This is a genomic window from Flavobacterium sufflavum, from assembly GCF_004016525.1.
In the GTDB taxonomy this organism is placed as follows: Bacteria; Bacteroidota; Bacteroidia; order Flavobacteriales; family Flavobacteriaceae; genus Flavobacterium; species Flavobacterium sufflavum.
On sequence record NZ_SACJ01000006.1, the window covers coordinates 89,293 to 111,131 of the forward strand.

Here is a 21,839-nt window from a genome sequence, read left to right on the forward strand (position 1 = left end):
TTTTAAATAATCAATATTATAAGCAAATATATCCACCTACTGTGTTGGTACATGTATAGAAATCTGTTGGACAGCATCCAAAAGTACTTCCATGACATTGCTGAGTTATTGGTCTGTCCCAACACCCTGCTGTACTGCTGCCCTCTCCATCATAGGGTACACAAACACCTGAATAGCAATAAGCACTACCGCCTGAAGTTTGCCAACATTGCATATCATTTGTACATGGTTGACCGAAACTACCACCGCTACCCACAACAAGTTTCAACTGATCTCGAGATAAGATTTCATCTACCTTGATTAAATTTAATTTAATTTTTTTCATGATTTTTTTTAATTAATTTAATTACGAAATAACCAACTTAAAGTTAAATACTTCTACTATTTCATTTTTCTTAACCTCTCCCAAACGTTTTCGAAAAAAGGTATTTGTTGTTGTCTTCTGCCTGGCAGGATAAACATTTTTTGTTATTTGTATTATTTCCCCGTTTACCTCCTTTCCTTATTAATGTTAAAAAAAATGATTTAAATCTATGATTGTATATATCTTGTCGATAACTAATAACAAAAATGTTGATTTATAAGGAATAGAAATCCTTAAAAAATATTGTTGATATACTTCTTCTGTTTCATTTCGTTTTTTTACAACGGGATGATAAATATTATAGTTTTTTTGCTGAATCATCGATCAATCCAATGAAAGTGTTTTATTACAAATATAAATTTTATTTTTAATAAACCTAGTAATTTTCCTTAATAAAGGAATTATAGTAAAATACTACGGTATTAAATTTCAGATGATTGCCTGATTATAATAGCTTTTAGACAGTTTTCTTATTTGTTAAGAATTGATTATTTTTTTAATTTTTAAAAATGAGCTCAATTTAAATACAGATATACTGGGTATTTATTAAAAAAATCAGATTTTTATGATGATTTAACACTTTAAGACTATGATATATTAAAACCAATTCCTACATTTGAAAATAAATCAATTATTAATCTATTTATTTTTTTATATGGATAATTGTGTAAATGTCACAAAACAGCTATTAAGATTACTTAACGTTAAAAATACTAAGACATATTTAGAGGATAAGATTTTTTCTCACCCCGAGCATCCTAGTTTATTAGCAGTTTCAGATACATTAGAGAAATATAATATAGAAACTCTAGCAGTAAAAATTGATGCTGAAAAACTAAATAAAATGCCTTTGCCTTGCGTTGTCCAGGTAAATGAACATGGAGTTCCTTTGTTTTTCGTATTACAAGATATACTTGTCGATAAAATTATCTATTATGATGATCAAAATAAATTGGTTAAAACACCAAAAGAAGATTTCTTTAAAAAGTGGACAGGTGTTTGTTTATTAGTTGAAACATCAGAAGATTCAAAAGAAGTAGATATTGAAAAAAAACTAGTAGAAAAAAAACTATTAAATATCCTAAAAGGGAGTGTCATCTTGTTTTTACTTAATTGGATAATATTATCTTTTTTAAATGCAAATGTAGCGGTTACTATTTCTTCAAAATTGTATATAATTGCTTATATCATTTTAAAATTAATTGGGCTTACTGTAGGAGTCTTACTTTTATGGTTTGAAGTAGATCAATACAATCCCACATTACAAAATTTTTGCTCAGGTGGTAGTGAAAAAATTAACTGTAACTCTGTTTTAACCTCCAAATACGCAAAACTGCTTAATGGTACTCTAAGTTTAAGTATCTTAGGTTTTTCCTATTTTTTCGGGACATTCATCTATTTAATAATTTGTAGTTTTTCTGTTATATCATTATCTGTTTTAGGTCTGTTTAGTTTTATTACTTTACCTGTAATAGTTATTTCTGCTTATTACCAAGCATTTGTTATTAAACAATGGTGTAAATTTTGTATAGTTATACAGGGTGCTTTAGTTTCAGAAATTGTTATTGTTTTTTTTGCAAAATTTTACAAAGCAAATAATTTAAGTATAGAAACGCTTCCTTTATTATTAGCACTGGTTTTGATGTCCATACTGGCTTGGAAAATAATTAAACCACTCTTACAGCGGGAAAAAGAAGTAAATATACATAAGCGAAGTTTCAAAAAAATAAAGAATAACCCAGACGTATTAGAAGGATTATTAAAGAAATCTAGAAAGATAGAGACTAGTTCACAAGGCTTAGGGATTTCTATGTATAATGAAACTGCAAAATACAATGTAATAAAAGTGTGTAACCCCTTTTGTGGCCCCTGTGCTAAAGCTCATCCCATTTTGGATAATTTGTTAAATGCAGGAAAGATAAATTTACAAATACTCTTTACAGCTAGTACTGATGGTAAAGATATAAAAACTAGACCAGTAAGTCATTTTTTAGCCATTGATGCTCAAGGAGATAAAAGTAAAACACAAAAAGCATTAGATGATTGGTATATGGTAGAACAAAAAGATTATGAGAAGTTTGCTAGTAGATATCCTATTGAAGATGAATTAAAACAACAAGACGATAAAATTGAAGCTATGCGTGTTTGGTGTGATTCTGAAAATATAATTGCCACACCGACTATTTTTATTAATGGATATGAGTTACCTAAGGAATATAGTATAGAAGATTTAAAAGAAGTATTATAATAACAAAATCTAAAAGTATACAATGTTTAGGAGATAACAATATCTTTTTTTGTCTAAAACTAGGCTAACCTTACTCTTAATAGATTCACTCCTGTAGTATTGTGAAGTATAATAAAATAATTATATGAGCTTAGAAAAAGACTAAATATCTGTTAGATATAAGACCTTTTATATAAATTAAAAATGAGATACATTTAATTTGAAAAAAACATTCCCCTTTTATAAGCAACCAGACTCCAAAGATTGTGGCCCTACTTGTTTACGCATAATAGCAAAACATTATGGCAAATTAATTTCTTTACAAGAAATACGAGACCTTTCGGAAACCACTAGAGCAGGCAGTAATTTATTAAAATTAAGTGATGCTGCTGAGTCTATTGGGTTTAAATCATTAGGGATTAAAATTGATTATCAAAAATTAAAAGAGGCACCATTTCCACTAATTGTACATTGGAATAAAAATCATTTTGTGGTAGTGTATAACATTAAGAAAGATATTGTATATATCTCAGACCCTTCTTATGGTTTAATCTCCTATACAAAAGACGAGTTTATTCAACGATGGATTGGTAGTAATGCTACAGAAAACACAAAAGAAGGCATCACATTACTATTAGAACTTACGCCAAAATTTAAACAGCTCGATTGGAATGAAATCGATAAAAAATCATTTCGATTTTTATTTCAGTACTTGTTTAAATACAAAAAATTACTTCTGCAATTGGTGATAGGTTTAGTAGTTGGAAGTATGTTACAACTAATCTTTCCGTTTTTAACTCAAAGTATTGTTGATGTAGGAATACAAAATCAGGACATCGATTTTATTTATATGGTTTTAATAGCACAAGTTATGTTGTTTATTGGGCAAACAAGTGTCCGTATCTTTAGAAGCTGGATTATGCTCCATTTAAGCACTCGAATTGATATCTCGCTGGTTTCTGATTTTTTTATTAAACTTATGAATCTTCCCATTGCTTATTTTGATACCCGCATGACAGGTGATATTATGCAACGTATAAATGACCATGGTCGTATTAAAAACCTATTAACAGGTTCTGCATTAAATACACTTTTTTCTTTAGTGAATTTATTGGTGTTAGGTCTAGTGCTCATTCACTACAGTCTTAAAATATTTTTTATTTTTTCTTTAGGAAGTATTGTATATGTTATCTGGATTTTGTTTTTCTTAAAAAGACGTAAAGAGTTAGATTATAAACGTTTCTCTGTGTCAAGTCAAGAGCAAAGTGTCGTTATTGAGCTTATTAATGGAATGCAAGAAATAAAAATGAATAATGCTGAAAAGCAAAAGCGTTGGAAATGGGAATATTTACAAGCCCGCATGTTTAAAGTATCTATGGAAAGTTTAGTCCTTAATCAAACTCAAGAGGTTGGCTCTTCTTTCATTAATCAATTAAAGAATATTTTTATAACATTTACATCAGCACTCTTAGTTATTGAAGGTTCTATTACATTAGGGATGATGCTATCTATCCAATACATTATTGGTCAGCTAAATAGTCCTATAGAACAATTAGTAGGTTTCATACAAGCCACACAAGATGCTAAAATAAGTTTAGAACGGTTAGGTGAGATTCATGACAAAAAAGATGAAGAAAACGAAGAGAAGCAATTATTATCAAACATCAAACCAAACCAAAATATAGACATTAAAGATATTACATTTAGATATTTAGGAAATGATGAAAATGTTATAAAAGGCTTAAGTATACATATTCCTGCTAACAAAATTACAGCTATTGTGGGGGCTAGTGGAAGTGGAAAAACAACATTAATGAAAATACTATTGAAGTTTTATGATATTGAGAAAGGAAATATTTTGTATGGTGAACACTATCTAAATGCTATATCTCATAAAGCATGGCGTTCTAATTGTGGTGTAGTGATGCAAGAAGGTTATGTATTTAATGATACCATTGCGTTTAATATTGCGATTGGTGAAGATACCATAGATCAAGAACGATTAATCAAGGCTACCAAAACTGCAAATATTTATGATTTTATTCAATCATTACCTCTTGGCTTTAATACAAAAATTGGGAATGAAGGTATTGGTGTCAGTACAGGGCAAAAACAGCGATTATTTATGGCTAGAGCAATCTATAAAAATCCAGATATTTTGTTTTTTGATGAGGCAACTTCTGCTTTAGATGCAAAAAACGAACGTATTATTATGGAAAATTTAAACAGTTTTTTTAAAGATAAGACTGTTGTTATTATTGCACATCGTTTAAGTACAGTTAAAAATGCAGACCAAATTGTAGTTCTAGATGATGGCAAAGTTATTGAATCTGGAAAACATCATGAATTGCTAGAACTTAATGGCGCATATTATAATTTAGTTAGAAACCAGTTAGAGTTAGAAAAATTAAGTAGTGTTGCAAATGTCTAAAAAAATAAAACAAGATAATTTAGATTTAAGGTCAGAGGAAGTACAGGAGATATTATCAAATCCACCAATATGGATTGTGCGTTGGGGCATAACACTTATTTTTATGTTTATTTGTGTTATTCTTATTTTATCTTTCTTGATTAGATATCCAGATTTTGTTGAATCAAAAGTACTAGTTACAACAAAAAAACCAACAGAAAAGATAATATCTAGATATTCTGCCCAACTAGATAAAATTTTTATAAAGAATAGAGATACGGTACAAATAAATCAAAAGTTAGCTATATTCAAAAATACTGCAAACTATAAAGATGTATATCTTTTAAAAGACATTATAAATGCACACCCTCTTAACTTTAAATATTTCAAGTTTCCTTTTGATAAGACATCGCATCTAGTTTTAGGAGATATTAGCTCAGCTTACATAAATTTTGAAAAAAGTTATACCGATTATTATTTGCTAAAAAATCTTGATCCTTATTCAAATCAGTTGACAGGAAATAAAACTTCCCTTGAAGAGATTAAAATACGTCTTAAAAATCAAATTATTCAAAAAGGACTCTTAGAGCAAGAACTTTTATTAAAAAAGAATGAATTCAAAAGGTATGAGCATTTATTTGAAAAAGGTATAATATCCCAACAAGATTATGAGTTAAAAGAACTAGGATACATACAAATACAGAAAAACATCAGCATAATGGCTATTTCTATTTCTCAAATGCGAGAGGCTATTACATCTGCTAATCAAACGGTTAACAAAACTCATATAAATGAACAGGAAGATAACACTAGATTCTTACGAAATATGACTCAATCTTATGATTTGCTTAAAGAAGCTATTCGAAATTGGGAATATACCTATGTGCTAAAATCATCTATCCAAGGGACTATTAGTTTTCAAGAATACTGGGGAGCAAATCAATTTGTTTCTACAGGCAGTATCGTATTTTCTATTTTACCTATAAATACGTCTAATTTAGTAGGTAAGTTAGTACTTCCTGCTCAGAATTCTGGAAAAGTTGTTATAGGACAAAAAGTTTTCATAAAACTAGATAACTACTCATACCAACAGTATGGGATGTTGATTGGTAAAGTAGAGAGCATATCTGTGTCACCTGATAAAGAAGGAAAATACTTTGTTTATGTTTCACTCCCTAATGGCACTAAGACTTCATATAAGCGAGAACTGCCCTTTAAACAGGAGCTTATAGGAAATGCGGAAATTATAACTGAAGATCTAAGCGTAGCTCAGAGATTATTTTATAAGTTTAAGGATATATTTAAATATTAATATACATAAATTTCTATCTTTTTAACTAAGTTGCCTTTTTTATGTTTATATCGATAGTTTTTTTAACTATTGTAACCTATCTCTAAAAATATTCTATTTTTTGTAACCTTTTTGTTTTTCATTTCCTCTAAAGTAATATAAACCGATTTGTATTATAAACTTTAAAAAGAAAAAAAAATGGAAAGCACTAACACAATTCAAATTATTAAACCAACGTATCATTTATTAAAATTCACTTTTGGAATAGTACCCATTGTTGCCGGATTAGATAAGTTTACTAATATTTTAACTCATTGGGAAAATTACATCAATCCTTCCATGGCGGCTATTATTCCTTTTGATAGTACTACTTTTATGATGATTGTTGGGATAATTGAAATCATTGCTGGAATCATTGTTTTGAAAAAAACAGAAATCGGAGCTTACATTGTTGCAGCCTGGCTCACCTTAATTGCTCTTACTTTAATTACTAGCGGTAATTTTTTAGATGTAGCCGTACGTGATTTAGTCATGGCTATTGCGGCCTTTTCGACTGCTAAACTTGCAAAAATAGTAGCGTAACAAATATGGTTTCTATTTATACGATAGAAACCATATTTTATTTTAGATAAATTAACTTTGAATACGTTTGAAAAACAATAACTATGAATCAGTATACCGATACCCAATTAATAAATAAAATTCTTGATGGAGAATTGGCTTTATACGAAATACTTATCAGGCGAAACAATCCTTTTTTATACAAGATAGGACGAAGTTATAACTACAACCATGAAGATACACAAGATTTGATGCAGGATACTTTTATTGATGCTTATCTTAATTTATCCAAATTTGAAAATCGTTCTTCTTTTAAAACTTGGATCATTAGAATAATGATTAATAATTGTTATAAAAAGCTTCAAAAATTCAGCTATAAAAATGAAGTTTCAACTGAAATTAATGAAAAAGCAATCCCTATGTTTTCTGATAATTCACAAACAGACACCAATAAAATAATGATGAACAAAGAATTGAATTTTATAGTTGAAAATGCTTTAACTCAAATTCCCTTAGATTATCGAATGGTTTTTTCTTTGAGAGAAATTGCAGGATTAAATATTGCTGAAACAGCCCAATCCTTAGACATCAGCGAATCTAATGTAAAAGTACGTTTTAATCGCGCAAAAGCAATGCTGAGAAAACAAATTGAAAAATCATATGTAGCAACCGAATTATATGAATTCAATTTAATTTATTGTGACGCAATGGTTCTTAAAGTTATGAATACAATTAAACTTAGATAAACAAAATGCAACGAAGCAAATAAAAAATTCAAATAACTATTTTGATTACAAACGGACATTATATACTAAGCAGCTCGTATTAATAAAAAACTATGCTGGAATTACTTTCTTAGTGACAATTATTTTTTCACTATTAATCTTCAAAAAATGTAGTTTTTTTTATATCTTCAAAAGAAAAAAAACACTCAACTAAATACCACGGGTTTACCATTTCACTTAATGTTAAATTACAGTTGTTCAAGATGTAAAATAATCCTAATTTACAATTGATTGCTGTTTTAGGTTTTCTAAAGTTTTTTATAATTGAGTTTCAACTAACTCCAAATTATAATTTGTATAAACAAAAGAATTCCAATTAAAACTATTCGATTGTAAAATTCTAAAGCTAGTCTTTAGATAATAATTTATAGATCTACAACCAAATAGTTTATTACATTTATGAATTACAAATACCTGTTAGAAATGTATGACACCCTAATCAGTGAAATACAAAGTCCTAAAATGTACGCTACGGAGCAAATTACGACACTACTTTACAACATAGTTCCTCAAAGTTATTTTATTTATCAAATTGACTTCGTAAAAATCAACAATAAATTTCAGTTTAAAACAACAACGGCAATTCACAACCTGCATCCTCATGCTCCTGCTTTTAAAAAAATACAATCAGAACCTTCTAAAGAATTACTCAAATGGCTCCCAAAAATTGAAAAACAATTAGGTATTCAGTATAAGAATAAAAGCTATGTATGGGAGAAAGACAACCCAAATCAATACATTATAGTCAGTTGTAAATTGGAAGAACTTTCCAGAGAAAATCTCTTTTTCTTTTATTGCAATTGGAGTTTAAAAAATGAATTGGAGTTAACTAAAAGAAGAATCAAAGAAATTATTTCGAAGCTGAATACAAAAGAACTAATTCATGATTTTATTCATAAAAAACAATCAAATATTGAATGTTTTCTAAATAAATTAATTCGAAAAATTAATCCCGAAACAGTAGAAAGCCTTTATGAATTTTCAACTAATGACCTCGAAAAAGATTGTTTTAAACTGAGCTACATTTATCTCGAAAAGTTGATGTGTTATATCGAAAAAGACTATTCTAAATACCTAAATAAAAATTGTTCAGTACCATTAATAACACTTATTGAAACAAGAGACAAAATATATGATAAATACAAAGAAATAAAATCAGGCTCTACCGATTTACAGTTAGAACCTAAATTAATAACTCTAATTGACGAAAGCCTTTCAAAAATCATACAATTACAACTATCCCAAGCCATTACTTATAATGAAGTTTTTTATAGTATAGCATTTACGACTAAGCTTCATGATTTCATTAAAAACAAAAAAGAACAAAAATTAAAAATCGAATTAAAAGACTATTTGCTAATGCTCAATTTCAATAGCTTAGACTTCTTTGATTATTATACCGATAGAATCAACAAAGAGCTTGATAAAGAAGAAACCGAAATTGAAAAAATAAAATTATTATATAAATTCCTTAAAAACACCAATCAGAAATACTTAGTAATAGATAACAAATACCATAATAAACTACCTAGTGCAAAAAAACAAATTACAACATGGATTGAAGAAGAAATATACTATTTAAACCAGAAAAGAATGCTGCTCCCTTATACAGCTCCCCATACTGAAAATAAAAAAAACGAAGGTAAATTATTAACTGGTTTCTCAGTACCACAATTAAGTTATTTCTTTGGATTATTAATTCAAACCGGAATCATTCAACCTAAAACGCAAAGAGCTATTTTTAGATTCATTGCTAAGCATTTTAAAACTAAAATGACAGATACCATTTCAATAGATAGCTTGAATTCAAAATACTACAATGTAGAAACAACCACGAAGAATGCTGTACGTGAAAAAATAATCGAATTATTGAACCTCTCGAAGTTTTAATACCTCTTTTAACAATCGCCACCCAAATCCTTCCATCCCAAGTAAGCTCTCGTTATCAATAAGTAATAAAGCTGCTACACTTGGGATTTGTTGTGCGTTCATAAATTCTTGGAGTTCTGACGAAATAGCCTGCTGCTTTACATTCATAATTTTAAAGTATAAAATTTAAAATCATTGTCACCAGTAGAATTGCTATAAACAAACTGCGTGGGACATCGATCACCAGCATCAGAGGTACCGCCAAGCACCCACAGCTCCGATAAACCGAGCCCACGCATTGCGTAGGCGACAGTTTATTTGTAGAGCTTGTTTAGAATTTTTGGCGGTTTTCTGATGCTCGAAATAACTTTCGCTAATATATGATAAGAGGAAAATCCTCTGTATTTATTTACAAAGCAAATCTAGTCATAAATCAATTTAAATACAATTTATTGAGCTAGTATTAAAAAACTTTTTTGATACAAATAGGCAGTTTTACTGCTATTTGCTAGGGGTTGTACAACCCCCACAACTGGCGTCGTAATAAATATTAAATTCTATTTGTAATCAATTTAAAATAAAACATTATGGCAATCGAAGTTATTACCCGCGAAGATTTAAACGAATTCAGAACTCTTTTACTAAACGATTTAAAAGAAATCCTGCAATCCAAACCGGAGCAAACAAAACAATGGCTCAAATCCAATGAAGTCCGTAAACTATTAAACATTTCTCCGGGCACTTTACAAAACCTCCGAATTAACGGAACCATTACCTACACTAAAATTGGAGGAATTCTATACTACTCTAGTGCTGATTTAGATAAATTACTGGAAGCTAATAAAGTTGATGCTACAGTTACCTTATTCAATCCAAAATGGTTAGTGAGATAAGATCAGAAAACACATAACTCACAACCTATAACTCATAACTGTAAAAATGAACTACATTAAACACCTCACTGGCTTCTTCGAAAAAGTAGCAATAGACAAAACACTCAACCCAACCCACATAAGTTTATACATAGCATTATTCCAATTCTGGAACTGCAATCGCTTCAAAAATCCAATCAGCATTTCCCGTGATGAAGTGATGCGAATTAGTAAAATCAGTTCCAAAGCAACCTATCACAAATGTTTGAAGAACCTACATAATTTGGGCTACATTAATTACGAACCATCGTACAATCCATTCAAAGGAAGCCATGTTGTCTTATTCAATTTTTCAGAAGATTTAAAACCAGTTCCAAGAAGTGAGAGAAAACCAAATAATGAACTTCTTTTTAAACAAGTCGGTGAACAAGCTCTAAACAAGTCTTGCACTAGTGATGAAACTAGTACTGAACAAGCTTTAGTATCTTATATAAACAATACAAACATACCAAACAATTCAAACGATTTAAAGATTGTAAACTTGGACGAGCAAGCAAAAAAAATTAAAAATGATGACAATTTTTTAAAAATTGAAACTGCTAAAAAAGAAGAAAAAAGTTCCGCGAAAAAAGAAGAAAAGCTTCTTGTCACTTCGAGCGTGTCATTCAGAGCGCAGTCGAAGGACGAGAAGCCCACAATCGATGAAATAAAAACCTATTTCCAGGAAAACAACTTCCCGGAACTCGAAGCCCAAAAGTTTTTCAATTATTTCTCCAGTGTAGGTTGGTTAGTAGGCGGAAAAACACCCATGGTCGATTGGCAGGCTGCAGCACAAAACTGGATATTAAACAGTGTCAACTTCAATCACAACACCGATACAACACCAGCACACCGTGCCAAACACCTCAACACCGGAACAGACAAAGATTATGCAGAACCCTTGTAGCTGTCATTGCGAGGGACGAAGCAATCTCACTTTGCGAACCTTGCGTTGTCACACTAAACATAGCCGAAGTGCTTTGTGCCCTTTGCGGTTAAATTTTAAAATTATGGAAAATGAAATAAAATCCCACTACAACTACTCAGAAGTAATACTCTGGCTCGAAAAAAAAGGCACTGAACTTTACGGCAATCATTTCAAAATAGTGGAAACCGATTACCCAATAGTGTACAAACTCATCGCCTATTTTCTCAAAGACGAGCCTACATGCTTCCAATACGGTATCAACCTCAACAAAGGGATTTTACTCTCTGGACCTGTAGGTTGTGGCAAAACATCCTTAATGAATTTAATGAAACACCTCACTCCTACCGAACATAAATTTTTAGTAAAACCATGCCGGGATATCAGCTTTGAATTTATTCAGGACGGCTACCAAATCATTCACAAGTACAGTATCGGAAAATTATATGAATCACAACCAAAAACAATATGCTTCGACGATCTGGGAATAGAAAATAACCTAAAATACTATGGTAACGAATGCAATGTAATGGCTGAAATTCTATTGAGTCGTTATGATATTTTTATTTCCAGAAAAATCCAAACACATATAACCACAAATCTATCAGCCACAGAAATAGAAAAACATTATGGCAATAGAGTTCGCTCACGATTAAGGGAAATGGTCAATTTGATAGCTTATGATAAATCAACACCAGACAAGAGATAAAAATTGTCACACTGAGCGTAGTCGAAGTGCTTTGCGAACTTTGTGCTGTCATCCTGAGCTTGTCGAAGGACTTTGTGCTCTTTGCGGTTAAAAAAAGAACAAAATGAACACAATAACCAATTTCTGGAATCACTTCCAACAAAACAACTTCGTTTTCCTACTCCTAAACGAAATCTCAAAAGAAGAACTAAAAATCCATTTCGACCAACTAATCGAGATACTTCATCAATACAACAAAGATCTAGGCCTCATCATCAAAAACAAAACAAATGGTGCTGAGCTAATCATCACAGCCAATGGAAATCCCTACCTATTCAAAGAAGTTGAATTACTAGTCCATTACGCCCCAGTTATAGAACGTTGGAAAACAACAGCCTTTTTACAACCCGAAATAGATATTGATGTCTACGAGAATGGCACCGATAAACCATTAAAATTCTACAATATCAGTTTACGAATTAGTGAAATATATTTTCTTCCATTAGAAATTCCCGGAAAACCACACAAGTTAGGCATCAAAGTGTTACTTAAAAACTATATTGTACACAAAGACAATCCGAAACTTAGAGAAGCCATATATGTTCAAATTGAACATTTAATCGGCGAAAAATCCTTTGCAAATGACCTATCCTTCATAGAAATAGACCAACTAACAAAGGAAGACTTAGAAGACGATGGTGTACTTGAATTATACAATCTAAAATTCTTCATTGACTCCTTATAAACACGATTAAGTTTTGGCAATAAACATCATTTACTGCCAAAGCTTAACTAAAAAATTATGTTTCATATCGGACTTGTGAGTTTAAACCTAGCAATCCAACTATATAACATAAAAACAGTAATAAACAATTGCAAGACAAATTTGGAACAAAAACAACAAGTTAAACAACTATAATGCACTCCAATAAACTAATTTATTAGTTTACAAAACCTTTTTTTGATGTAAACAATGCATTTCATCGTTAAAAAAGACATTTAAACAATTATAAATACAGTATAGTGATTATGTAATTTTAATTACATATATTTGCAGTATAAAAATTATGTATAATGTATTTATTAAAAAATCTAATAAAATCAGAGGGTCTATTTTCTGGATATTCATTCAGAGAAAAAATAGAACACATCCCTGATGGTGCTATTGGTATTATTCAAATGAAAGATATCAACAACAACTATCTAAGCTTTGATTATCAAAATATTGATAAAGTTAGTGATATTATTTTTAAAGATAAATTCTACTTGCAAAAAAACGATATTCTTTTTGTTTCTAAAGGGGTGAATAACTATGCCATAGCAATTGAAGACATTAACTTTAAAATAGTGCCATCAGCAACATTTTTTGTAATCAGAGTAGATGAAAAAAAAATAGTACCCCAATATTTAGTTTGGTATATCAACCAAAGAGAAGCTCAAAATTATTTGAGTGAAAAAAAAGCAGGTACTTATGTGCCTAATTTAAATAAACAAGATATTATGGAGATGCCTATTAAAGTACCTACACTCAAAACACAAAAAGCAATTGCTAAAACAGCTGTTTTATTAAACAGGGAGATTGAAATCCTCGACAAAATCAAGAATAACAGAAAAGAATTAATCCAAAATCAATTATTAAAATTAATTAAAAATGACTAATACAAACCCAACACAAGACCAAATTAATAAAGCACTTTGGGGTGCATGTGATACTTTTAGAGGCGCTTTCGATTCCTCAGAATATAAGAATTACATTTTAGTATTTATGTTTTTAAAATACATGAGTGATGTTTGGAAAGATCATTATGAAGAATATAAAATGCAATACGGCAATGATGACGAACTAATCCAAAGAAAACTACAAAGAGAACGTTTTGTGTTACCTGAGAATTGTTCGTTTGATTATTTATATGAAAACAGAAACGATTCTAATATTGGGGAAATAATTGATAAAGTTCTGGCAAAAATTGAAGATAAAAACCTTGCTAAATTAGAAGGAGTTTTTAGAAACATATCTTTTAACTCCGATAAACTCGGTCAAACTAAAGACCGTAACAGAAGATTAAAAAACCTGTTAGATGATTTTGCTAGTCCTATTTTAGATTTTAGACCTTCTAAATTAGGTAAAGTCGAAGATGTTCTAGGAAATTCATATATGTACCTCATAGGTGAGTTTGCTAGTGGTGCGGGAAAAAAAGGTGGTGAATTTTATAGTCCTGATGAAGTTAGTGAATTATTAGCTAGATTAGTAAATCCTAAACCTGGAGACAGAATATGTGATCCTACTTGTGGTTCCGGTTCTTTATTAATAAAAGTAGGTGAACAAGTAAAAGATAAAGATGGTTCAAGGTCTAAAGACTTTGCTCTGTACGGTCAAGAAAGCAATGGAGACACTTGGGCTTTAAGCAAGTTAAACATGTTCTTACATGGTATGGACGGAGCTCGCATTGAATGGTGCGACACGATTAACAATCCGCAATTAATTGAAGGGGATCATTTAATGAAGTTCAACATTGTTGTGGCCAATCCCCCATTTAGTCTAGATAAATGGGGAGCAGAAAATGCCGAAACTGACCGTTTCAAAAGATTTCTAAGAGGTACTCCTCCAAAAAGTAAAGGAGATTATGCCTTTATTTTACACATGATAGAAACCACTTTACCAGATGGAAGAATTGGTGTTATCGTTCCGCATGGTGTCTTATTTAGAGGAAGCTCAGAGGGTAAAATTCGTCAGAAATTAATTGAAGAAAACCTTCTTGAAGCTGTTATTGGTTTACCAAGTAATTTATTCTTTGGAACGGGTATTCCAGCAGCTATAATGATTTTTAACAAAGCAAAAAAATCAAAAGAAGTTTTGTTTATTGATGCCAGTAAAGAATACCAAGACGGTAAAAAACAAAACCGATTAAGAGAAGTCGATATCAAAAAAATTGTATCAACCTATCAAAACTTTGAAACTATTGAAAAATATAGCAATGTGGTTACTTTAAAAGAGATTAAAGAAAATGATTTCAACTTAAATATTCCACGCTATGTGGATACTTTCGAAGAAGAAGAACCTATCGATTTAGCGAAAGTAAAAGAAGAAATCAATTCACTCGAAGGCGAATTGACCGAAGTAAGAAAAGAAATGCAACAATACCTGGAAGAACTAGGGCTATAAAATATAAACAATGAAGTACAAAGACATTAAAGACAAAATTGACACTATCAAGGAAAAAATAGTGCAACAAGGAAAACTAAACAAAGAACAACTAAACAAAATTAATCACAAATTTCGTTTAGAATGGAACTTCAACTCCAATAGTATGGAGGGGAATACTCTAACCATTGAAGAAACGCGAAGTGTAATGGTGGGTAATTTAGATGTGCATCAAAAACCTATCAAAGATGTTTTAGAAATGAAAGGTCACGATGAAGTCATTTCTGATATTCTTAAAATTGGAAAAGGAGAATTACGTCTTTCTGAAAAAAGAATAAAAGAAATTCATTCTGGGATTATGCACGAAGAAGATCCGGAAAGAAAAAAGAAAATAGGTAATTGGAAACCCGAAAATAATGAAATATTTAATCATAAAGGAGAAAAATACACCTTTGTAGATTGGGAATTAGTACCAGATAGAATGCATGAGCTATTGAATAAGACCAATGCAGCTATTGATGCTATCAGCTTAGGTAAAAAAAATGCTCCCCACCCTATCGATGTGGCTTTACAATTTCATTTAGAATATCTGGAAATCCACCCATTCTATGACGGTAATGGTAGAACAGCACGTATTCTAACCAATCTAATCTTAATAGCATTAGGCTATACACCTTTTTGGATTACAAAAACAGAACGATCTATTTACTACAACTTCATTAGCGACATTCAAAGTTACGGCGGAGATAAAGAAGCTTTTTATCAATATGTTTCGGGCTTAATAGAACGTTCAGAACAACTAGTATTAGATGTGATTGAAGGCAAAGATATTGAAGAGGAAGATGATGTAGAAAAAGAATTAGAGTTGCTCAAAAGACAATTGAAAGGAACAGATGATAATGTTGTACCTAAATCTAATGAGGTCGTAAAAGAACTTTATACAAACTCTTATCGAAAATTATTTGTACAACTTATCGAAAAAACAAAAAAATTCGATGAAATGTTTGTGGAGAAAAAATTCCAAAGCTCAGCAGAAGGAAACCAGTCCTGGAATAAAGGAATTGAATATTTTGATGAATTCTTTGAAAATTTATATGAAAAAAAATCTAATTCAACCGGAGATTTTTATGGTGAAGAACCAAAGGCTAAAAAAATAGATGACTTACGATTGAGTATCTCCTATAACGGCTTCAAACACGATGGTTTAAACACATTCGGTAGTTATACGAATATTTGGGTACTGTTTCAACCGTTCTATTACATTATTAATGATACTAATAGTTACAATGATAATGGAGGTTATTTATTGAAAAAATTATATTCTGAACCTATAACAGAAGAGGAAATCAAAATTATAGTAAACAAACTCACTAAAAAACTTTTGGAGGACATAAAAATTGCAATTAAAAACAATAATAAATAAACTATGAATGATAAACTAGTTGAACGGGCAAGAAAAGCAATACCTCAAGGTACTTCAAGAAAACTTTGGGTGAAATCTGGTGGTAGATGTCAATATGATGGTTGTAATATACCACTTTGGAAAGACAGCTTGATGCAGAAAGACTTAAATAAGTCTTATATCTCTCATATTATTGCTGCAAAAGAAGATGGTCCTCGAGGTGATGCTAAATTGTCTAAAAAATTAGAAATTGATTTTAATAATTTATTGCTTTTATGTGATGAATGCCATCGAAGAATTGATAAAAGTGAAGTGGAAATTCATACTGTTGCCACACTTCAGGAAATGAAGAAAAAACAAGAAAGAAATATTGAACTCTTAACCGGTTTAACTCCAGACAAAAAAAGTCATATTGTTTCTTTCACTGCAAAAATAGGCTCCTTTGAACCGGCTATCAAATTCGACAATTGTGTTGAGGCCATATTACCAGAATATTATCCAGTCAGTGATAATATAATACAGCTCGGTACTGCAAATCTTATGATCAAAGATCAAACTGAAAATTATTGGGGTATCCATTCAAATCAATTGGAAGAAATGGTAAAACAGCATATCAAACCTATTTTAGTTCAAGAAAAAACAACTCATTTTTCAATTTTCGCATTGGCACCACAACCATTGCTAATTAAACTGGGAACATTAATTCCTGAATTGTCAACGAGTGAAATTTACCAGCTTCACCGAGAACCAAAACAGACTTGGAAATGGCAAAATGAAGAAGAGGTTGTTGTAGTAGAATTGCAAGAGCCATCAGAAATAAAATCAATACCGGTTCTGGTATTGAGTTTGAGCGATGATGTTACGGACGATAGAATTCACTCTGTTTTAGGTGATGATGTTTCAATTTGGAAAATTTCGGTTGATAATCCGAATCGCAACATTTTGAAAAACAGACAGACTCTTATCAACTTTAAAAACCAAGTAAGAAATGCATACAGCAAAATAAAACTCCAATATCAAAATGAACCAATTCATGTTTTTCCTGTTATGCCTAATTCATGTGCAGTAGAAACAGGAAGAATATGGATGGAAAAAGCAGATTTACCTTTGATAATATACGACCAAAACTCAGCTAATAATGGCTTTAGCAAAGCAATTGAAATTAAAAACCAATAAACTATGTTCGAACTATTCAACAGAAGCAATAAAATTAGCGACTTACTCGAAAATATCGGGCAAGTTCTAGATATCACGCAAGCTCAATATGAGTTAGTTCAAGATCGCTATACGGCGGTAGCAAACCAATTGTCAAAAGATGATTCTCCTTTATGCATTTATAAACCGGAAATATTACCTCAGGGTTCTTTTCTATTGGGCACAATGATAAGACCAATTATTGAAGATGACGAATTAGATGTAGATTTGGTTTGCAGGCTTACTGGCAAAAAAGCACACTGGACACAAAAAGATTTGAAACATGCAGTCAAAGATCAAATAGTTCACAATAATGAAAATTATCGCAGAATGTTGGATGACGAGGGAAACCGTTGTTGGACTTTAATATACGAAAGTGATAAATTCCATTTAGATATTTTGCCGTCATTAATAGGGAATAATAATCATATAAATCTTAGTGAAAAATCTTTTGACAGTCTAGGAAAATCTGATGTTGAAGAATTATCAATTAGAATTACAGATAGAAGAGAATCAAATTATCCCTCAGAAATAAATCCTAATTATTGGTTAAAAAGTAATCCTTTTGGTTATGCCGCTTGGTTTAAAAATAGAGCAGCTATAAACATGTTTAGAAGCCTGATGCTTAGTGAAAGTATCCAACCACTTCCAAAGTATACAAAAGAAAAGGAACCATTGATTAGAGCCGTTCAAATTTTAAAACGACACAGGGACATCATGTTTGGTGGCGATGATGACAAACCTATTTCCATTATTATAACCACTCTTGCTGCAAGAGCATATAATAAAGAAAATAATGTAATCGATGCTTTAGTTAGTATCCTTTTAAATATGCATTTGTATATGAAAAAAGTGTACAGTGACAAACATGATAAAGAAATTTGGTGGATTGAAAATCCGGTGAATAATGAAGAAAATTTTGCTGATAAATGGCCATTCGAACAACAAAAACAAGACAATTTCTTCTCATGGTTGGAAAAATCAAAAAGTGATTTTAGTTCACTTAAAAATATGAATCCTTCTGATGCTTACAGACTTTTGAAAAACATTTTAGGTACTAGGTCGGTAAACGAAGCTGTTCGGAATTTGGGTTACGATGAATTAATTACCGAAAATTTAAAACCGGTAAACTATTCTGCTCAAATGTTATCTGTTCCCCATCGCCAACAACCATTGTGGCCAGTATCGTTGGTATATAATTGTGATGTTTATGGCAGATACAATGACATTACAGACAACAAAAAATCAAAGTCTATTACAAACCAAACAATTATTCCTAAAAATTGTGACATCTATTTTACCGCAACTACAAATGTACCAAAACCTTTTGATGTGTATTGGCAAGTGGTAAATACAGGGGAAGAAGCGAAAAATGCTTTTATGGGATTGCGAGGAGGAATTTTCCAAGCGCAAACATTAGGAAAAGGAGGATTAGTTCAAAAAGAACATTCTGAATTTACAGGATTACATTGGATGGAATGTTTTATAGTTAAAAATGGTGTGTGTGTAGCACGTAGTTCTGAATTTTTTATAAATATTAGATAAATTATGACCAATAGCGAAACATATACACCAACACACAAACAGAATACTATCCCATCAGGATGGTCCTCTCTTCCAATAAACGAAGTTTTTGAGTTTATAGGAACAAGTTCATTTTCTAGAAATGACCTCAATTATGAAGCGGGAGAAGATAGTATCTATTATATTCATTACGGAGACATTCACGCTACCTATAAAAATGCAGTGTTAGATTTTGACACAGAAACACGTATTCCAGTTTTAAGGAAAGAAATCAAGCCAAGCACGCATTTTTTAAAAGAAGGAGATTTAATCATTGCCGATGCTTCCGAAGATTATGAGGGAATTGGAGAAGCATTAGAAGTATTCAATTTAAAAGATAAGAAAGTATTAGCGGGACTACACACTTTTGCCTTACGTGATAAAGACAACAAAACAGTTCACGGCTATAGAGCATATCTTTTTAAAAATCCAGATGTAAAAAAACGCTTAAAAACTATTGCAACAGGCAGTAAAGTATATGGTATTTCAAAAGGAAATATATCAAAATTCAGAATTACATTACCTCCATTATGGGAACAACAAAAAATCACTAAAATACTTACGACTTGGAACAAAGCCATTACTTTACAACAACAACTTATAAGAAACAAAAAAGAGTACAAAAAAGCAATAATGAAAAAATTACTTACAGGGGAAGTGAGATTTAAAAATCACAATAACAGTCAATGGTCTTCCCTACCAATAAATGAAGTTTTTGAATTTATTGGAACCAGTTCCTTTTCTAGAAATGACCTTAACTATGAAGTTGAGGACAATAGTATTTATTATATCCATTACGGAGACATTCACTCGACTTATAAAAATGCAGTGTTAGATTTCAATACGGAAACTCGTATTCCAGTTCTAAACAAAAACATCAAACCTAGTATTCATTTATTACAAGAAGGCGATCTAATAATTGCAGACGCATCAGAGGATTATGAGGGGGTTGGTGAGTCTTTAGAAGTATATAATTTGAATGGAAAAAAAGTATTAGCAGGTTTACACACTTTTGCCTTACGTGATAAAAACAATCAAACTGCTCAAGGCTACCGAGCATATTTGTTTAAAAGCCCTGAGGCGAAAAAACGCTTAAAAACCATAGCTACAGGCAGTAAAGTATATAGCATTTCAAAAGGTAATTTGACAAAATTTAAGATAACCCTGCCATCATTAGTAGAGCAACAAAAAACTGCTTCTTTTCTTTCATTTATTGACAAGGAAATAACCAATCTAAATAAAGAATTATTTGCTTTACGACAACAAAGACAAGGACTAATACAACAATTGTTAACAGGTAAAATAAGAGTTAAATAAATAATGAATATGGCAAATTTTAATAGTATAAATAAAAACTCTAATAGAAAATAGATGGGTTATTTGAAAAATTCAGTAAAGAAGTTTAAAGATGATTTTTTTGCAAAAGGAATTTATGACATACTAAAAGCACTTGGTATTTTTCTTGTAATCTATTTTACATCAACGTTATTACCAAAAGAATTTACAATTCTAAAATTCATATCAACAGAATATTTAATCAAATTATATTGTTCTTTTCTCTATACAATATTAGTTTTTATTATTGCCTTTTTAATTTATAATCGGATATACCGAAGAAAATACAAAGCATTACAATTAGATAATTTCACAGATGAACTAACAGGACTAAAAAACTATAAGGCAATAAACGAATATCTAATTAGAACAGTTCAAGAACTAAATACTGGGACAAAAATAAATTCATTTTCAGTTATTATAATTGACGTAGATAATTTTAAAGCATTTAATTCTGCATTTGGACATACTAAATCTGATCAAATATTAAAAAGCTTAGGTCAACTTTTAAACAATGACAGAAGAGTAACAGACGAAACTTTTAGACAATTTTTAAGAGGAGATGAGTTTGTAGTAATCACAAAAGATACAAGTCTTGGAGAAGCAACGAAAGCAGCTGAAAGAAAAAGAAAAATGATTGAAAACAATGTATTTAATATTGACGAAGTTTTTTACAAACTTACAGTTTCATGTGGAGTAACAGAGTTTAAAAAGGGCGACGATACTATAGATACATTTCTTAATAGAGCCAGTCAAGCATTAATTACAGCAAAGAATACATTAGGTAAAAATAACACCAAAAGTCACTACTAGCTATGAATATAGAATTACACCAAATTTTAGGAACTTGGAGACATACAAACGGTAACATCTTAATTGATTTTAATATAAGACATGTCAACCACGGTGAAAATGTTGCTCGAGCAATGTTTACCATTTATCAGCGTGAACCAGAGAGTAAAATTCATTATGAATGGCATGGAGCTGTTGAAATTGTAAACCATGAAAACGATATTTCGGAAATTGTTATTAGTGAAATTGTCAAAACAGAAGAAAAACCAGAGTATGAAAATCTAAAAATTTGGTCAATCGAACCAGGTGAAATGTATTTAGAGTTAGGTAATGGAGATAGAATCCTATTTAGAAAATTAGGTAACATTTTTAGTTAAAAA

General features: G+C 30.6%; 20 protein-coding genes. 18 read left to right on the top strand and 2 right to left on the bottom strand.

Annotation, left to right across the window (positions count from 1 at the left end; translation table 11 throughout):
• Positions 1 to 16: 16 nt before the first annotated feature.
• The gene (locus EOD40_RS11110) at positions 17 to 268 is read right to left on the bottom strand and encodes a hypothetical protein (RefSeq protein ID WP_128195517.1); all 252 of its coding nucleotides are present in this window, start codon (positions 266 to 268) and stop codon (positions 17 to 19) included.
• Between the two features lie 712 nt (positions 269 to 980).
• On the opposite strand from EOD40_RS11110, the gene EOD40_RS11115 reads away from it, so the two are divergent.
• From EOD40_RS11115 to EOD40_RS11140, 6 genes are all read left to right on the top strand, one after another.
• Positions 981 to 2,612, top strand: coding sequence for a vitamin K epoxide reductase family protein (locus tag EOD40_RS11115; RefSeq protein WP_128195519.1), 1,632 nt, complete (start codon positions 981 to 983; stop codon positions 2,610 to 2,612).
• A 199-nt stretch (positions 2,613 to 2,811) separates the two neighbouring features.
• Positions 2,812 to 5,022 (top strand): peptidase domain-containing ABC transporter, encoded by a 2,211-nt coding sequence (locus tag EOD40_RS11120; protein WP_128195521.1) that lies wholly within the window; start codon positions 2,812 to 2,814, stop codon positions 5,020 to 5,022.
• Positions 5,015 to 6,313, top strand: a complete 1,299-nt coding sequence (locus EOD40_RS11125) for an HlyD family secretion protein (RefSeq protein ID WP_128195523.1) — start codon at positions 5,015 to 5,017, stop codon at positions 6,311 to 6,313. The genes EOD40_RS11120 and EOD40_RS11125 overlap by 8 nt, the downstream gene beginning before the upstream one ends.
• 177 nt (positions 6,314 to 6,490) lie before the next feature.
• Complete coding sequence (locus EOD40_RS11130) at positions 6,491 to 6,874, top strand: hypothetical protein (protein ID WP_128195525.1); 384 nt, start codon at positions 6,491 to 6,493, stop codon at positions 6,872 to 6,874.
• Between the two features lie 83 nt (positions 6,875 to 6,957).
• Positions 6,958 to 7,599: a sigma-70 family RNA polymerase sigma factor gene (locus EOD40_RS11135; protein WP_128195527.1), complete on the top strand. Its 642-nt coding sequence runs from the start codon at positions 6,958 to 6,960 to the stop codon at positions 7,597 to 7,599.
• Positions 7,600 to 8,037: 438 nt separating this feature from the next.
• Positions 8,038 to 9,528 (top strand): hypothetical protein, encoded by a 1,491-nt coding sequence (locus EOD40_RS11140; RefSeq protein ID WP_128195528.1) that lies wholly within the window; start codon positions 8,038 to 8,040, stop codon positions 9,526 to 9,528.
• On the opposite strand, the gene EOD40_RS11145 is transcribed toward EOD40_RS11140, so the two are convergent.
• On the bottom strand, positions 9,505 to 9,675 hold the full coding sequence (locus EOD40_RS11145; RefSeq protein WP_164905469.1) for a hypothetical protein: 171 nt from the start codon (positions 9,673 to 9,675) through the stop codon (positions 9,505 to 9,507). The genes EOD40_RS11140 and EOD40_RS11145 overlap by 24 nt on opposite strands.
• A gap of 419 nt (positions 9,676 to 10,094) precedes the next feature.
• On the opposite strand from EOD40_RS11145, the gene EOD40_RS11150 reads away from it, so the two are divergent.
• The 12 genes from EOD40_RS11150 to EOD40_RS11205 all read left to right on the top strand — a co-directional run bounded on the left by EOD40_RS11150 (position 10,095) and on the right by EOD40_RS11205 (position 21,836).
• Positions 10,095 to 10,400 carry a helix-turn-helix domain-containing protein gene (locus EOD40_RS11150; protein ID WP_128195530.1) on the top strand — a complete coding sequence of 102 codons (306 nt, stop codon included), beginning with the start codon at positions 10,095 to 10,097 and terminating at the stop codon, positions 10,398 to 10,400.
• 46 nt (positions 10,401 to 10,446) lie between these two features.
• A complete protein-coding gene (locus EOD40_RS11155; RefSeq protein ID WP_128195532.1) occupies positions 10,447 to 11,325 on the top strand; it encodes a transcriptional regulator in 879 nt (292 codons plus the stop codon).
• A 103-nt stretch (positions 11,326 to 11,428) separates the two neighbouring features.
• A complete protein-coding gene (locus EOD40_RS11160; RefSeq protein ID WP_128195534.1) occupies positions 11,429 to 12,052 on the top strand; it encodes a P-loop NTPase family protein in 624 nt (207 codons plus the stop codon).
• A 103-nt stretch (positions 12,053 to 12,155) separates the two neighbouring features.
• Positions 12,156 to 12,776, top strand: coding sequence for a hypothetical protein (locus EOD40_RS11165; protein ID WP_164905470.1), 621 nt, complete (start codon positions 12,156 to 12,158; stop codon positions 12,774 to 12,776).
• Positions 12,777 to 13,105: 329 nt separating this feature from the next.
• Positions 13,106 to 13,690: a restriction endonuclease subunit S gene (locus EOD40_RS11170; protein ID WP_128195536.1), complete on the top strand. Its 585-nt coding sequence runs from the start codon at positions 13,106 to 13,108 to the stop codon at positions 13,688 to 13,690.
• Positions 13,683 to 15,194, top strand: coding sequence for a type I restriction-modification system subunit M (locus EOD40_RS11175; protein WP_128195537.1), 1,512 nt, complete (start codon positions 13,683 to 13,685; stop codon positions 15,192 to 15,194). Before EOD40_RS11170 ends, EOD40_RS11175 begins: the two co-directional genes overlap by 8 nt.
• 10 nt (positions 15,195 to 15,204) lie before the next feature.
• Positions 15,205 to 16,596 carry a Fic family protein gene (locus EOD40_RS11180; RefSeq protein WP_128195539.1) on the top strand — a complete coding sequence of 464 codons (1,392 nt, stop codon included), beginning with the start codon at positions 15,205 to 15,207 and terminating at the stop codon, positions 16,594 to 16,596.
• A 3-nt stretch (positions 16,597 to 16,599) separates the two neighbouring features.
• Positions 16,600 to 17,751: an SAVED domain-containing protein gene (locus EOD40_RS11185; RefSeq protein ID WP_128195541.1), complete on the top strand. Its 1,152-nt coding sequence runs from the start codon at positions 16,600 to 16,602 to the stop codon at positions 17,749 to 17,751.
• Between the two features lie 3 nt (positions 17,752 to 17,754).
• Complete coding sequence (locus tag EOD40_RS11190) at positions 17,755 to 19,314, top strand: nucleotidyltransferase (RefSeq protein ID WP_128195543.1); 1,560 nt, start codon at positions 17,755 to 17,757, stop codon at positions 19,312 to 19,314.
• Between the two features lie 3 nt (positions 19,315 to 19,317).
• Positions 19,318 to 20,649, top strand: coding sequence for a restriction endonuclease subunit S (locus tag EOD40_RS11195; protein ID WP_128195545.1), 1,332 nt, complete (start codon positions 19,318 to 19,320; stop codon positions 20,647 to 20,649).
• 63 nt (positions 20,650 to 20,712) lie between these two features.
• Positions 20,713 to 21,480: a GGDEF domain-containing protein gene (locus EOD40_RS11200; protein WP_164905471.1), complete on the top strand. Its 768-nt coding sequence runs from the start codon at positions 20,713 to 20,715 to the stop codon at positions 21,478 to 21,480.
• A 2-nt stretch (positions 21,481 to 21,482) separates the two neighbouring features.
• Positions 21,483 to 21,836, top strand: a complete 354-nt coding sequence (locus tag EOD40_RS11205) for a hypothetical protein (protein ID WP_128195549.1) — start codon at positions 21,483 to 21,485, stop codon at positions 21,834 to 21,836.
• The last annotated feature ends 3 nt before the right edge of the window (positions 21,837 to 21,839 follow it).